The sequence below is a fragment of the Scytonema hofmannii PCC 7110 genome (assembly GCF_000346485.2).
Classification (GTDB): domain Bacteria; phylum Cyanobacteriota; class Cyanobacteriia; order Cyanobacteriales; family Nostocaceae; genus Scytonema; species Scytonema hofmannii.
This window is the reverse complement of record NZ_KQ976354.1, coordinates 11,068,934-11,083,445: the sequence shown is the minus strand read 5'-3', so window position 1 is coordinate 11,083,445 and position 14,512 is coordinate 11,068,934. Positions and strand designations below refer to the sequence as shown.

Here is a 14,512-nt window from a genome sequence, read left to right as displayed (position 1 = left end):
GTATGGCACGCATTGTTGTTTGCGGATATATGATCCGACATCCCTTGGCTGGTAATCTTTTCGCCTACTTCCACTATGTGTTAGGGCTACATCTCCTAGGACATGAAGTCCTATACCTGGAAGAAAGCGGTTGGTCGCAGTCCTGCTATAACCCGATAAACCGCGATTACAGTGACGATCCACTCGTTGGTCTTCACGCAGTGCAAACATTTATAAACACATATGTCGCGAATGCCACTGTGTGCTATGTGAATCGGGACACGGGAACCGTCTATGGTGCGGATTGGCAAGAGGTAGAGCGAATGCTCAAGACAGCGGATTTGCTAATGAATATCGGTGGAGTTTGCTGGTTACCTGAATTTCTTCTGTGTAAGCGCCGATTATTGATCGATATGGACCCATTCTTTACTCAAACTGGGACATTCGCCGCAGAGGGTCGCAATGACTATCACGCCTACTTTAGTTATGGTGCTAATATTGGACAAAGCAATTGCGGTATTCCGAGTGATGGTATAACATGGCTCCCTACTGTACCGCCTGTTGTGCCGGAAATCTGGAGAAGCCCGGTACTTATTCCAGGACAGGGTAGCGAAGAGCAGGCAATCGCACCATTTACTACCATTGCCAACTGGAGTGCCTATGGTAAAATTATATACGAAGGCGAAAGTTACGGACAGAAAGATGAGGAATTCATGCGCCTGCTGGAACTTCCAAGCTACTGTACGCAGCCACTCGAACTCGCTCTTTCGGGCAAGGATAAAGAAATAGCAGAGATTGCGAAGTCTTTACAAACAGCAGGCTGGTTAGTTCGAGATGCCAGGGAAATTAGCGCTCACCTATCAACTTATATCACCTACATTACTGGCTCTCGCGGAGAATTTAGCGTTGCCAAACAAGCTTATGTCAAAACTGGCAGCGGTTGGTTTAGCGATCGCAGCGTTTGCTATCTCGCTGCGGGTCGCCCGGTCATCTTACAAGATACCGGATTTAGTGACTGGTTACAGACGGGTCGCGGCGTGCTGGCTTTTTCCTCCTTAAAAGAAGCAGTAGATTGCATAGATCGCGTCAATGCGGATTATCCGGCGCATTGCTTGGCAGCAAGGGAAATAGCCGAACAAACCTTTAGTTACAAAGTGGTGCTACCTCGACTATTAGAGACAGCAAACCATGCTCGAAACGAGTTAAGGAGGGTTGAGGTAAGATGAACGTCATTTTCGCGAGTGCTATCGGTCGTTTTCCTATAGGAGGCAATGCCTGGTCTGACCTACAATACCTTTTGGGTTTGCGATCGCTTGGGCATAATGTTTTTTATTTGGAAGAATGTGGACCGGAGTCGTGGGTTTACGACTGGGAGAGCGAGCAACTCACAACGGAATTGGACTATCCCACCAATTATGTCAGAAACTGTCTGGAACCGCTTGGTTTTGAAAACCAATGGATTTACCGGGCTGGCGATCGCTCAGTTGGGATGGAGGTTGACGCATTTCGGGATGTCTGTTCTCAGGCTGATTTGATGATTGTCCGTGGCTCACCAATTTCTCTCTGGAGAGAGGAATATGAGTTACCAAAGCGCCGCATTTATATTGATGCAGATCCCGGTTTTACTCAGATTAACATTGCTTGCGGTCATGGGGAATTAATCAACACCATCGAACGTTGCGATCGCCTCTTCACCATTGGGCAGCGCATTGGTGCTACAGATTGTCTTATCCCCACAATCGGCAAGCATTGGCTCTTGACATTACCTCCAGTAGCATTGTCTTACTGGCCAGTGACTGAAAACGATAGCTCCACCCACTTCAGTTCTATTATGCAGTGGCACAGTTATCGGGAGGTGGTCTACGAGGGAGTCACCTACGGTAACAAGGATAAAGAATTTCTCAAGTTCATTGATATACCGCAACTGACAAAACAACGGTTTCGGATTGCGCTGAGTGGCGGCTTTCCTAATGAGCTATCCCAGTACAGTTGGGAAGTCCTCCCCGGATGGATTGCGTCCTTTACACCAGACTCTTACCAGACATTCGTTCAAGAATCCCGTGCTGAGTTTGGAGTCGCAAAGCAGGGTTATGTTGCTACAAAGGGCGGTTGGTTTAGCGATCGCAGCGTCTGTTATCTAGCCTCTGGCAAGCCCGTTCTAGTTCAAGATACAGGCTTAAGCGATTGGCTGCCAGTAGGAGAAGGGATTTTAACCTTTTGCGACCAAAAGGAGGCATTAAAAGGTACAGAAGCTATCAACGCTGACTATGAAAGACATCAGTATGCAGCACGGCAGTTAGCAGAAGAATATTTTAACTCAGATAAAGTTCTGTCCTCGCTGCTAGAAGCAGCCATGAATTAATCATCAGATTCAATTTAGGAATATCAATATGCCAACAGTCACCATTGGATTTTTTCCTCGCGAACAGTTCTCATTAGCGGCAGAATCGTTGCAGCGAATTTTTGACTGCACGCATATTCCTTTTAATTTAATTGCGATCGACTGCAACACTCCTGAAGTTTACTGGAAGCAAATAGAACAGGTGATTAAGGGACGTAGCAATGTCAAAGTCATTTCTAAAGATTATTATTTGATGCCCAACCAATCAAGAAATCTAGTGCTCCAGGAATCTAATTCTCATGATGATTTCTTGTGTTTCATCGAAAATGATGTTCTCGTAGAAGAAGATTGGCTATCTTATCTCATCCAGGCTTGCGAAGAACATCCAGCTGATGTAGCCATTCCTCGTATTATCGAAGGTCGTTTGGGTGCAACTAAAATTCACTGGGACCCAAACTTAGGTCAAGTCCGTTCAGTAGAAACAACAGATGGGATCGAGTTGGAAATTTTGCCACCTACAGGGGATCTACAACTCGATTTAGGTTCCCATCGTCGAACGCTAGAGTTGTCTGGAGAGGTTCATTGTCAACTTTACCGTCGAAGTGTGTTCGAGCGAGTGAATCCTTTTGATGATGTCATCTATTTAGACTGGATTGATTCTAGCATGGCTTTGTATAAAGCTAACATCTCAGTGGTGTTTGAACCGAAGTCTGTTGTTCATTTCTGGCATCCTTTTCCTCCAGAACTTGATGACCTAGATTATTTCTTAAGAAGATGGGATCTTCAACAAGCCGCAAATGAGTTAGAGCGGATTCAAAAAAAGTGGAATCTAGCTCAAATGACAGCAGATTTATTTTTCGTTGAAGAGCGAAATCGCATTGCTCGTATGTATGATTTGAGGGAGGAACTGAAAGCTCTGTTCTCACCACAGGAATCTTTCATCTTAGTTGATGAGAATTGCCTGTATGGCAACAAAATCATCACAGATTTTCAGACTATCCCCTTTACCGAACGCAATGGACAGTATTGGGGAGTTCCAACAGATGACAATATGGCAATTCAAGAATTTGAGCGATTGCACCAAACTGGTGTCTGTGCAATTGTCTTCCTTTGGACTGCTTTTTGGTGGCTGGAGTACTTTACGGGATTTTATGACTATTTGCGTCAAAAGTTTCCTTACTTATTAAAAAACGATTGTGTCATTGTGTTTGGCTTACGGTAAAAGAAAAAGTATATGCAAAAAACTCTAGCCAGTATCATCATTACCAATTATAATTATGGACGTTTTCTGCCTGAGGCAATTGACAGTGCTCTAAATCAAAGCTATCAGCCTACAGAAATCATTGTGGTTGATGATGGTTCAACCGATAACTCACAACAAATTATTGCCAGTTATGGAGACAAAATTGTCCCCATATTAAAAGAGAACGGTGGACAAGCTTCTGCATTCAATACGGGTTTTGCTACTAGTGGTGGTGAGGTTATATGCTTCTTAGATTCAGATGATGTTTTGCTACCGAGTGGTATTGAAAAAGCAGTTCAAATATTGCAAAATGACCCACACGCAGTTAAGGTTCATTGGCCTTTGCGTGTCATTGATGTTGATAGCAACTTACTAGAAAAAATTGATTGTGAAGATATTTTGCCAGAAGGAAATTTGTATAACGAGCAGCTTAAATATGGTATCGAAGGTCATATTTTTCCACCTACCAGTGGGAACGTTTGGTTACGCAGGTATTTAGAGAAAATTTTACCTATGCCTGAAGAGAACTATCGATTAAATGCAGAATCATACCTGGGCTTTTTAGCTCCTTTTTCTGGCAGTATAAAACGCATTAATGACTATCAGTCACTATACCGCATTCACGGTCGTAATGGTACAAATAAGCGGACTTATAGCTGGCGACTTAACCACTATTATTATGAAGAGAAAGTTCTAAGGGAATATTTACAGAAACAAGGCATTAAAGTTAATGGTGCATTTGAATATAGGGAAGATTCTTGTTACAACTATCTTCAGAGTATGGTCAAGTTAGGAAAAGACTTAGGAGCTTTGATTGCACAAGGGCAGAATTATATTTTAGTTGACATGGACGAATTGGGTCATCATCAGCTACTTGAAAATTGCCAAGCGATTCCTTTTTTAGAAAAAGAGGGTGTGTATTGGGGACCTCCTAGTGACGATACTATAGCAATTCAGGAATTTGAGCGACTGCACCGTGAAGGCGCAAGTTTCATCGTGTTTGCATGGCCAGCTTTTTGGTGGTTTGACTACTATGCTAAATTTGCTAGCTATTTGCGTAGCAAGTTTCGCTGTGTTTTGGATTGCGATCGCTTGGTTGTGTTTGATTTGCGGTTAGCCGCTTGATACTATAGCAGTCCTATTTGAGTTGTATAATTATGAACCGCAAAGACGCAAAGAGCGCTAAGAAAAGAGAGAAGATCGCATTTTACAGATGATTTAGGAGTGGTATATCTGGGCGTTATTAACAAAGAGAGGTGAGTAAAAACAAAATGTTACCTAAAACCAAAGTTACCATAGCAATTCCAACCTACAATCGCTCGAAGTTACTCAAAATTAGTCTTGAAAGCGCACTGGCACAGGACTATCCTGATTTTCAAGTTCTTGTATTAGATAATGCTTCTAGCGATGATACGGAAGCAGTTGTTCGCTCATTTGAAGATTCGCGTATCGCTTATGTACGTAATGAAAGCAACATTGGAATATTTGGCAATTGGCAGAGGACTGTTGAACTCAACTCTAGCCCCTATCTAAGCATTTTGTCAGACGATGATGTACTGCTGCCCAACTTCATCCACGAATCTGTTCTAGCATTAGACAACCATCCACAGACTGGACTCTCAGCTGCCCAAGCCGAATTTATTAATATGAACGGTGTTACACTGCAAGTGGCAGGTACAGAGCTGTCAGATAAGTTACCACAAGGGCTAGTCTCCGGTATAGAGTTCATCCATCAAATTGTTGATGGGCGAAAATGGATTCTGCGTACCTCAGCGGTCATGTTTCGCGCTGATGCACTAAGAGAAGTTGGCGGCTTCGACCTAACTCACACTAAGTACTTGCTAGATTTGAACTTATACTTGCGGATGGCAGCGCAATTCGATTTCGTCTTTATTGCTAAAGAACTGGCTCAAGTCCGATTCCATGTCGAACAGGATTCCCAGGTTAGCTTTCACTCCCCTGGAGGAATAGGAGCGCTGGCTGTGATGGCAGAACGTACTGATGCGATCGCCTATCTGCTACAGTCACCGCGTGCAGAGAGTGCATCCTATCGTCGATGGCTATCAGATCGCCTGTTGTACATCAGTATGCGCCGCAGTGAGTGTACGTCTGGGCTGGTACCCGAACTCAATCTGAGTTGGTCGGAACGACTGCGAATTGCCATTCAGGAAATTGTAGCCGTGATTCCTACAGGGAAGCGTTTTATTTTGGTTGATGAAAATCAATGGGGTGAGGATATTTTACTAGAATTCTGCGCTCTTCCCTTTCTCGAACATGAGGGTCAGTACTGGGGATATCCACCTGATGACCAAACTGCTATCCGAGAAATGGAACGAATGCGTCAAGAAGGAGCAAGCTTCATGGTCATCGGTTGGCCAGCGTTCTGGTGGCTTGATTACTACTCTCAACTGAGAAATTATCTCAGTTCAAATTTCCGTTGCGTTTTGCACAACAGTCGCCTGATTGTGTTCGACCTGGGACCATGAGGTTTTCTAACATTAACGTGAGGTGAGCGCCTTAGGCTGCACTCGCTTGTAGTGAACTGCAAACTGACTGGATGAAGCGATGGCGATCTGGCATAAGGAAAAAAATAAATTTAAAACCGGAGTTCAATGGCTAGCTTGGCCAGTAGCTCTGGCTTTTGTCGGTGTCAGTGGCTGGCTGACTTATTTCCTAGTTATGAATCAACCTCCCGAGCCAGTGGCAGTACGCTTGCTCACTGTAAAGCGAGGCAATGTTGAAACCACAGTTACAGAGAGTGGTACTGTTGAACTGCGCGAACAACGAGTTCTCAAGTCACCAACAGAGGGTGCAGTTGATCGGGTACTAGTCAAGCCAGGGGACAACGTCAGGGCTGGTCAAGTACTACTCACCCTGCGCTACCCCGAGCGAAAAATTGCTCTTGCCAAGCAACAGTTGCAGATTCAGCAAGAGAAACTTAAGCTAGTACGCAGCCAGCAGAAAATTACTGAGTCTCAGGAAAAGCTAATAGCTGAGGAACGGGAACTCCAGAAACTGACCCCTTTGATGAAAGAAGGAGCGATCGCAAGACAACTCTTCCTAGCGCAGGAAGACAAAGTCCGCGAAGCTCTGGCTAACCTGCGAGATGCTCAACAAGAAGCTGGTGAAACTACTTTTGAACTACAGAGTCTGAAGCTGGATCGCCAAGTCATTCAGCAGCAACTCCAAGACGCTACTGTAACTGCACCACTGAATGGCGTAGTTCTGGGTGTCAATGTTAAGGACGGTGATGGGGTTGAGTTAAGGACTAATCTGCTCACCCTAGGTGACCCCAAGCAAGTACGGGTAAAGCTCCAGCTTTCTACCCTCAACGCTAGTCGAGTTCGAGTCAACCAAGTTACCCGTGTCAGTGCGATCGGACCTAATCCACAAACATTCAGTGGATACGTACAAAGTTTGTATCCTCAAGCACTTACACCTGAAGAAACTCAGAAACAGGAGGGTGGCAGTCAAAACCAATCTACTCAAGCCACGGTACCTGCAATAGTGCGGCTTGATACCCCGACTCGCACGCTGCTCCCTGGTAGCCGAGTGAATGTTGAGATTGTTTTAGAGCAACAAGAAAACGTAGTTGTTTTAGACACAGAAGCTATTCAACGCTCTGACACGCATCCCTTTGTGTGGATTCGGGATAGTCAAAATAAAGCCCAAAAACGAACCATCAACCTCGGATTAGAGGGATTAGTGACCATAGAAGTAACTTCTGGGTTACGTACTGGCGAACAGGTCATAGTGCCACCCCCCCAGTCGCAATTAAAGCCAGGAACACCAGTCAAAAGTTGAAGCAAAGCGATTATTATGGGTCTTTCACCTTTAGACTTACTGGATATCACCTTTCGCTCCTTAGGTAGTAACCCTTTGCGTTCTACACTGACGACTCTAGGGGTGTTTATGGGTGTGGCTGCTGTCAGCGCTACGCTTCAAGTCGGTAACATTAGTCGGGCTGTAATTGCTCAGGAGCTGGCAAAGCGAGGCGCACCTCAGGTTTCAGTATACCCCAATAGGGATGGTGGTCGTACTACCCAACTCAAGTTGGAAGACATGGAATTCTTACGCGAGCGGATGGTGGGCTTGCGGGCAATTAGTTCTTTTAATTGGGCTGGTCCTACGCCAACTTTATTTCAGGACAAGGAGTTTGCTCCGCCCATGTCACCTGTTTCTCAAGATTTTTTGCTGACTTCAGGAAAAGCATTAGTGTCGGGGCGATTCTTTACGGCTAAAGATTTTGCTAACTACCGCCCTGTGGCTGTTATCGACCAACTGCTGGCAGAACAACTTTTCGGTGGGCAAACGGCTCTAGGTAAGATGATTTATGCTGGGAACAGACCTTATATCGTTGTGGGGGTGGTGACGACTAGTCTTGATATTAATGCACCTCCCGCAGGTCAACTCTATGTACCGATGTCTGTTTACAATGCCCTAACCGGTAGCCGCGACATTGGTAGCATCCAAATGCGTCCCTACAAACTTGAAGATGTAGACGCTTTGAGCCAGCAAGCTAAAGAACTGCTACAGAAGCGATTCCCCGGTCAAAAATTTAAGTCTTGGAACAATGTCTCAGATATCCTACAGCAGCAGCAAACTCTTGAGATGGCGTCCCAGGGACTGACTGTGGTGGGAGCGATCGCGTTGCTGGTTGGCGGTGTTGGAATTGCGAATATTATGATTGCCTCAGTGACGGAACGAACCACTGAAATTGGTTTGAGACGAGCTTTGGGCGCAACCCAGCAAGAAATCATGCTGCAGTTTATTTTGGAAGCGGCGCTTTTGAGTCTTATAGGAGGAACAGTAGGTCTTGGGGCGGTGCATGGATTGACGATTGTAGTTACCAATACCTTGAACTTGCCCTATCAGTTTGACAATAAGATCGCAGCACTGGCATTGGGATCGGCGCTACTGGTGGGGGTGGGCGCTGGTTTACCCCCTGCGTTGCGAGCCAGCCATCTTGACCCAGTTAAAGCCCTACGCTCAGAGTAATTGCTTTCATATGCAACTTGCAGATCCTAAAGCCTCTTGATTGGAGCTAATATCGTAAATCCTAAGCTACTCTGAAATCATGTCTTTTCACAAGAGGTAGTGATGAAATACAAAGTAGCACTTTACCGTTCAGAAGAGGGCATCAGCATTTCTGTCCCAGCACTTCCTGGTTGTTGGTCTGAAGGAGATACCGAGGAAGAAGCATTAGCGAATATTCAGGATGCAATCCGAGAATATTTAGCAGCCCTTGAAGATCGATTGCATGACGCAGAAATTCGTGAAATTGAGTTCCAGGTGTAAGCTGTGCCTCAACTTCCTGGTGTGAATCATACTAGAATGTGGGGTGGGCATCCTGCCTGCCCAAATTATGAAAAACAAAAAAGAGGTCTTCTTGACCTCTTGACAACTCCCTACAAATCGTTCTGATTGAAAAGAACTACAGCAAACCAGTGTTAGCACCTTGCTTACCAGTAGCAAGTTCAACCTTAACGATTTTGCCACCCATTTTTTGAATTCTTTGCTGTTCGCGGAACCAGTTTTCGTAGGGAACTAGCTTTGTGAAGTAGGTGTTTTGCAGTTCACGCTGAGTGCGAATTCGGGTTTGGCTAGGTACGCAAGCAGTAATTTTAAATGTCCGTGACATTGTGTTCGATCTCCTGTAGTGAAAGTGGAAACTTTTTTATCTCAAAAATTCTGTAAAGTGCAAATTCTTCTCTAATCACTCAAAGGCTGGAAATCAGGCGTCAATACCAGACCGCTAGCACTTAGCACTAGGAAAAGCCACAAACGTTCTAGCACTCACGATTGATTTCCAGTCCTTAAAGTTGCCGCACCTAAATTCTTAAGCGCAAACTGTTTCCTAGCTTAAGCCAGAGGAAATGTAGTCTAAGTAAACGCCCATTTCCTTACCAGCATCAGGACCTACCAAGCTAGCAGTGACTTCCTTGATTGCTTGGATAGCTTGTACGGTAGCACCAACAGGTACTCCCAAGGAGTTGTAGGTTTCTTTCAAACCATTGAGTACGCGCTCATCTAGGATAGATGGGTCGCCAGCTAACATAGCGTAAGTAGCATAGCGGAGGTAGTAATCCAAGTCGCGGATACAAGCAGCATAGCGACGTGTGGTGTACATGTTACCGCCGGGACGGGTGATATCAGAGTAAAGCAGGGACTTAGCCACAGCTTCTTTGATGATTGCAGATGCGTTAGCAGCAATGGTGGTAGCCGCACGTACTCGCAGTTCACCAGTTCCAAAATAAGCTCTGAGCTTTTCTAAAGCAGCAGTGTCGAGATACTTACCTTGAACGTCTGCAGTATTAATGACAGAGGTAATTGCGTCTTGAGCCATGTTGTTAATTCCTTATTTCCAACTGTATTGCAATACTTCTTGTTTGAGTCGGGAAACAACTTCACCTACTGCAAAGCACCAGCTAGGTAATCGAAGTAAGAGCTAGCTTCTGCTGCATCGTCAGAAGACAACAAAGTAGCAGCAACGTTCTTGAGAGCGCGGATACCTTCAGAAACGGCTTCGATAGGAGTACCGAGAGACTTGTACATTTCACGGACGCCTACAACACCGATTTCTTCGATAGGTGTTACATCACCAGCTACAACACCGTAGGTAACTAGACGGAGGTAATAATCTAGGTCGCGCAAGCAGGTTGCGGTCATTTCTTGACCGTAAGCATTGCCACCAGGCGAAACAACGTCAGGGCGCTTTTGGAACAACTGATCGCCAGCTTGCTTAACAATACGCTCGCGATTGTCTGTAATCACTTGAGCGATGCGAAGACGACGGTCACCACTGGTAACAAAGCTCTTGATCCGATCCAGTTCACCTGGGCTAAGATAACGAGCTTCTGCATCAGCATTCACGATGGACTTCGTGACAATACTCATTAATGGATTCCTCCAGAACTAATGAAACCAGAACTTTAGTTAAACTGGTGTGACTTTGATTCGGTTGACAGAGTTGGCTTGTGTCTCAAGTCGTACACAAGCTTTCTAACTCATCTACCTTCCGGAATTATTTTCGGGCATTCTGTTGAGCAATTATGACTCTTCTTAATAGTTTGTAATATTCTTTTTCATGTTTCCGATTGCGGCTGCAATCTGAGCAAACTATTAAGAATTATTGCAATAGTAAACTCAGCCATGAGTAATTAGTCATTTGTCAACTAATTACTCATGACTTGTTTGACCAAACTAGTAGGGTGGGCACTGCCCACCACTCAATGTTGCTGGTGGGCAGTGCCCACCCTACGCCTTGCAAGATCCCTGACTTCTGAAAGAAGTCGGGGATCTAACCTCTGCCCATTGCCTTTGCCTTAACGCAAATTAGACCGTCCTGTCAGCACAGCAGGAGATAGGCTAGACCAAGATTGCTTCACTAGGTCAGCGGCTGCCTTCACACTACCCAGGTAGTTACCTGCAGGTAGGGATGGGTAGCGTGGGTAAGGTACTACGTCTTCACCAAAGTACCGAGAGTACTCGGCACTATTGACGATCGCCTCCACAGCAACTTTCAAACCGCTATCAGCTAACAGTTTGTTGTAGGTGCGAATTTCCGCCTGGGTTGCTGGTGCGCGTCCCAAAATATGACGGAAGAGGAACTCAATAACTTTGGTGTTGGGATAGGGGGTGTAGAAGCGCTGGCGATAAATTTCTGAACTTGCCAGTTCGCGAACAAACTCTCGTACAGAAATTTCACCATTCCGCAGTCGGCTTTCCAAGTTAGTCCGGCGGAAGTTGGCAGGAACTTGACCGCTAAACACATCCATCACCTGAACGTAAATAGCGTTGATAACCTGCTGTATTTCGCCTTGGGTTGTGCCAACTGTAAAGCGGTAAATGCGTGCTGGCTTGCGGCGAGTTGTACCTACACCAACTTCCACTGACTGTCCGCGTCCATCATTAAAAGAACGACCCAGTTCAACAAACCGTGGCTTGCTCCCATCGATTTCACGACCTTTCGCTGCCAAATCTGCGATCGCTTTCGCTAAAATCGGTGTCTTGTCGCTACTGATACGCGGTTGTACGGTATCAAAACTGGGGACAACTATATCCTTAGTTTGCTTGGTTAGCTGGTTGTACAGTTTCTGTGTATTCGGGAAGTTAGCTGCAGGCAAGGTTGGGAAGCGGTTGTATGGGACTGTATCCTCACCAAAAGCTTGCAGGTATTCCTGAGAACTCAGCAGCGCCCCAATAAATGCACGCAAACCTTGAGTTGCCAGTAGTTGGTTGTACTTGCGAATTTCTGCTTGGTCAAGCGGTGCTCTTCCCAGGAAATGCTTGGTTCCTAGTTCAATCACCTTAGTATTGGGATAAGGAGTATAGAACTCTTTCAAGTAAAGTTGAGAATTCCCCAAACCTTCAATAAATTCCTTAACAGAAATTTCCCCGTTACCCAACTTACTTTCTAAACCCGAAAATTCGTTTTGGGCGATGTAAGGCTCAATATTGCGCTCGAAAACCTGGCGGTATGCCGCGCCGATAATAGTTTCTACAGAAACTTTATCGCTCGTAGCTGCTACCAACTTAAAGACTTTCGTTTGCTCGCGCTTTTTGCTAACACCTTGGTTAATGCGGAACTGAATATCTGGTTCTGTCCGCATTTGTTTAACAGCACCCAATTCCACAAAGCGTGGGGTTTCTCCCTTGTCAACCCTGACACCAATATCCTCGCCAATACTGCCAATACGCAGTTTCCGTAAAGCAGTCCCGCTAGGAGTCAGATAACGTTCGTAGGGAACAGTATCTTCACCAAATGCCTCGTTATACTCTAGGCTATCGATAATGGCATCAACGACAGCATAGAAACCTTTCTTCGAGGCAATATCAAAGTACTTATTATTTTCCTGACGACCGTAAGTGGGACGACCTAACAAACGACGGTGGATGTACTCAATTGCCTTACATACATAAAGCGAAGTCCAGTACATCTTGCGGAACAAGTCCGACTTAGCCAAAGCACGGACAAACTCCCGAACGGGAATTTCACCGTTTTCCAGCTTAATTTCCGCTACTTTCAGACGCTGACCTTCGTAAACGTCGCGACCAAACACTTGCAGGTAAGCACCTCGAATCACCGCTTGAGTAGAGCTTTCCGAGAACTTAACACTGGTTCCCGTGGGTGCTTTTTTACCTCTTGTACCGGGTAGTTGATCCAAACGGAATACCTTTGGTCCCAGACTACCGGGGAATTGACCTCTGGCTCTCGGATTGCTATTTTGGTTGTTGATACCAGGTCCAGAGTGAATCAGGATGCGTTTAGTATCTTTACCAAAAGGAGCAGGACGGTTGCTTGGGTTCCGAGTTTCTTTCGGGAAGATTGCCCCAAACTGAATTTCCAATGGGTCGTTACCGGAACCATATGGATGCTGGTCAGGTAGTGGTTGTTCGTAGTCAGCGAACAGTGTAATAAACTGAGGAACTTTGCGGAAAGGTGCGCTGTAGTTAAACAGGTCTTGCTGCGGTCCCCAGTTGCGACATTCTTGGGCTTCTTGACCCAAACCCCGGAGGTAGGGTACGGTTTCCTCACCAAAGTAATCGCTGTATTCTTCAGAATCTACCAAAGCATCAATGAGAGCCGATAGACCACCTCTAGAAACGATATCAAAGTACTTTTGTACTTCTTCTCGGCTACTTGGTCCTCGTCCTAAAAAGTGACGGAAAGCAAGTTCTAGGGCGCGACTGTTAATAAAGGGGAGGAAAAACTGTTTTTGATAAAGTGGAGATTTGCCCAGGCGGCGGACAAACTCTTTCATTGAGAGGGTGCCATTTTTCACCTGAGATTCCAGGTAAGAAATGGACTGACCGTAAGCACGAGTAATATCACGCTCAAAAATTTGCCGATAAGCCGCTTTTACGACTTCGGTTTTTTCTGTTGCTGACAATCCGGGCTTCATCACAAACTTAGGACGCCGTTCTGCCGCATTAAAGTAAATTTGTGGCAGTTCCAGACCCTGTTGGTCACTGGAAGGACGTTGACGTAATTTATTAGAAGGGCTGGGTGCTTTAAATTCTGTAATCAAAACATCCATGTACTGAGACACGATGTCTGTACCTTCTGGATTTTTGCGGAAATAAGAAAGCGCTGCGATTTTCATTTCCTGCAAAGCCACAATTGTCGCTTCACCGGAACAAGCGTTTTCAATAATTTCTCGCAAACCACGGGTATTTACAGCAATAATGTTGGGGTCACCAGCCACAATCGCATAAGTCACGTAGCGCAAAAACCACGATAAGTCCCGCAAACTCTTCGCCATGTTTGCTGGACCATAACGGGCAACGTTGATGGGTCGAAAACCCGGAGGAACTGGAGCACCCGGAGAGGAGTTAAAGATAGAGCGTAAGTTTTCTAAGAAACCACCACGAGATTCAACATAGGTGACAGTTCCCAACTTCATGCTTTCTCGTACATCCCCAGATGCAGCAACCGCCGCCATCTCAGGTTCCCTTGGCTTTTCTAAGAAAGACATTGGTGAACCACCGACGAAAATCCGGTTGGCAGCGCGAGAGACAATAATCTCGGAATTGTCCGTGAGCGTCTGGGCGATTTCTAGACGCTTCACACCCGATGCAAAATAATTTGCCAGTTCATTGAGTTCCCCAGCACCCAGAAAGCGATCTTGTTGCTCTGCTTGGGAAATTGTTGATACAGCTAGGGTTTGATATAGTTGCGGACGCGCAACTGAGCTTCCACCACTTGCCTTAACACTCATCGGATTTGTAAAACTCCCATCATAATTTTTTCTTGTGTTAAGTCTGGGTTGCTCTAGGCTTGACACGGGCGTGTTGTTATGCCTAAAGAGTGCCGCCTTAAAGACAAAGACTGCCAGAAAAAATTAACCCAGTCAGCTTTTAGATTAGAACGTTTTGCGTTTTATCAGGGGCTTTATTAAGAAGTGTGTAGAAACTATAGTTCTTTTGTATCAAACTATAAAGCAGTC

12 protein-coding genes are annotated in these 14,512 nt (G+C 45.5%); 8 read left to right on the top strand and 4 right to left on the bottom strand.

Annotated elements, in window-relative coordinates; all coding sequences use genetic code 11:
- The first annotated feature begins 2 nt into the window (after positions 1-2).
- The 8 genes from WA1_RS46650 to WA1_RS46615 all read left to right on the top strand — a co-directional run bounded on the left by WA1_RS46650 (position 3) and on the right by WA1_RS46615 (position 8,861).
- A complete protein-coding gene (locus tag WA1_RS46650) occupies positions 3-1,205 on the top strand; it encodes a hypothetical protein (protein WP_017744950.1) in 1,203 nt (400 codons plus the stop codon).
- Positions 1,202-2,341: a hypothetical protein gene (locus WA1_RS46645; protein WP_017744949.1), complete on the top strand. Its 1,140-nt coding sequence runs from the start codon at positions 1,202-1,204 to the stop codon at positions 2,339-2,341. The genes WA1_RS46650 and WA1_RS46645 overlap by 4 nt, the downstream gene beginning before the upstream one ends.
- A gap of 28 nt (positions 2,342-2,369) precedes the next feature.
- Positions 2,370-3,542: a glycosyltransferase family 2 protein gene (locus tag WA1_RS46640; protein WP_017744948.1), complete on the top strand. Its 1,173-nt coding sequence runs from the start codon at positions 2,370-2,372 to the stop codon at positions 3,540-3,542.
- Between the two features lie 12 nt (positions 3,543-3,554).
- Positions 3,555-4,688 (top strand): glycosyltransferase family 2 protein, encoded by a 1,134-nt coding sequence (locus WA1_RS46635; RefSeq protein ID WP_017744947.1) that lies wholly within the window; start codon positions 3,555-3,557, stop codon positions 4,686-4,688.
- A gap of 146 nt (positions 4,689-4,834) precedes the next feature.
- The gene (locus WA1_RS46630; protein WP_017744946.1) at positions 4,835-6,049 is read left to right on the top strand and encodes a glycosyltransferase family A protein; all 1,215 of its coding nucleotides are present in this window, start codon (positions 4,835-4,837) and stop codon (positions 6,047-6,049) included.
- 79 nt (positions 6,050-6,128) lie between these two features.
- Positions 6,129-7,367 (top strand): efflux RND transporter periplasmic adaptor subunit, encoded by a 1,239-nt coding sequence (locus WA1_RS46625; protein ID WP_017744945.1) that lies wholly within the window; start codon positions 6,129-6,131, stop codon positions 7,365-7,367.
- Positions 7,368-7,382: 15 nt separating this feature from the next.
- Entirely contained in the window at positions 7,383-8,561 is a 1,179-nt protein-coding gene (locus WA1_RS46620; RefSeq protein ID WP_017744944.1) for an ABC transporter permease, read from the top strand.
- 102 nt (positions 8,562-8,663) lie between these two features.
- Complete coding sequence (locus WA1_RS46615; RefSeq protein WP_017744943.1) at positions 8,664-8,861, top strand: type II toxin-antitoxin system HicB family antitoxin; 198 nt, start codon at positions 8,664-8,666, stop codon at positions 8,859-8,861.
- Between the two features lie 136 nt (positions 8,862-8,997).
- On the opposite strand, the gene WA1_RS46610 is transcribed toward WA1_RS46615, so the two are convergent.
- The 4 genes from WA1_RS46610 to WA1_RS46595 form a co-directional block, all read right to left on the bottom strand.
- Positions 8,998-9,204, bottom strand: coding sequence for a phycobilisome linker polypeptide (locus tag WA1_RS46610; protein ID WP_017744942.1), 207 nt, complete (start codon positions 9,202-9,204; stop codon positions 8,998-9,000).
- 216 nt (positions 9,205-9,420) lie between these two features.
- Positions 9,421-9,909, bottom strand: coding sequence for an allophycocyanin subunit beta (gene apcB / locus WA1_RS46605; RefSeq protein ID WP_017744941.1), 489 nt, complete (start codon positions 9,907-9,909; stop codon positions 9,421-9,423).
- Between the two features lie 65 nt (positions 9,910-9,974).
- A complete protein-coding gene (gene apcA, locus WA1_RS46600) occupies positions 9,975-10,460 on the bottom strand; it encodes an allophycocyanin subunit alpha (protein WP_017744940.1) in 486 nt (161 codons plus the stop codon).
- A gap of 428 nt (positions 10,461-10,888) precedes the next feature.
- Complete coding sequence (locus tag WA1_RS46595; protein ID WP_017744939.1) at positions 10,889-14,284, bottom strand: phycobilisome rod-core linker polypeptide; 3,396 nt, start codon at positions 14,282-14,284, stop codon at positions 10,889-10,891.
- Between the last annotated feature and the right edge of the window lie 228 nt (positions 14,285-14,512).

Excerpts from the sequence above, each read along its gene's own strand:
- WA1_RS46645 (WP_017744949.1), top strand. The coding sequence starts at position 1,202 with ATGAACGTCATTTTCGCGAGTGCTATCGGTCGTTTTCCTATAGGAGGC.
- WA1_RS46640 (WP_017744948.1), top strand. The coding sequence starts at position 2,370 with ATGCCAACAGTCACCATTGGATTTTTTCCTCGCGAACAGTTCTCATTA.
- apcA (WP_017744940.1), bottom strand. The coding sequence starts at position 10,460 with ATGAGTATTGTCACGAAGTCCATCGTGAATGCTGATGCAGAAGCTCGT.
- WA1_RS46595 (WP_017744939.1), bottom strand. The coding sequence starts at position 14,284 with ATGAGTGTTAAGGCAAGTGGTGGAAGCTCAGTTGCGCGTCCGCAACTA.
- apcB (WP_017744941.1), bottom strand. The coding sequence starts at position 9,909 with ATGGCTCAAGACGCAATTACCTCTGTCATTAATACTGCAGACGTTCAA.
- WA1_RS46630 (WP_017744946.1), top strand. The coding sequence starts at position 4,835 with ATGTTACCTAAAACCAAAGTTACCATAGCAATTCCAACCTACAATCGC.
- WA1_RS46615 (WP_017744943.1), top strand. The coding sequence starts at position 8,664 with ATGAAATACAAAGTAGCACTTTACCGTTCAGAAGAGGGCATCAGCATT.
- WA1_RS46620 (WP_017744944.1), top strand. The coding sequence starts at position 7,383 with ATGGGTCTTTCACCTTTAGACTTACTGGATATCACCTTTCGCTCCTTA.
- WA1_RS46625 (WP_017744945.1), top strand. The coding sequence starts at position 6,129 with ATGGCGATCTGGCATAAGGAAAAAAATAAATTTAAAACCGGAGTTCAA.
- WA1_RS46650 (WP_017744950.1), top strand. The coding sequence starts at position 3 with ATGGCACGCATTGTTGTTTGCGGATATATGATCCGACATCCCTTGGCT.
- WA1_RS46635 (WP_017744947.1), top strand. The coding sequence starts at position 3,555 with ATGCAAAAAACTCTAGCCAGTATCATCATTACCAATTATAATTATGGA.
- WA1_RS46610 (WP_017744942.1), bottom strand. The coding sequence starts at position 9,204 with ATGTCACGGACATTTAAAATTACTGCTTGCGTACCTAGCCAAACCCGA.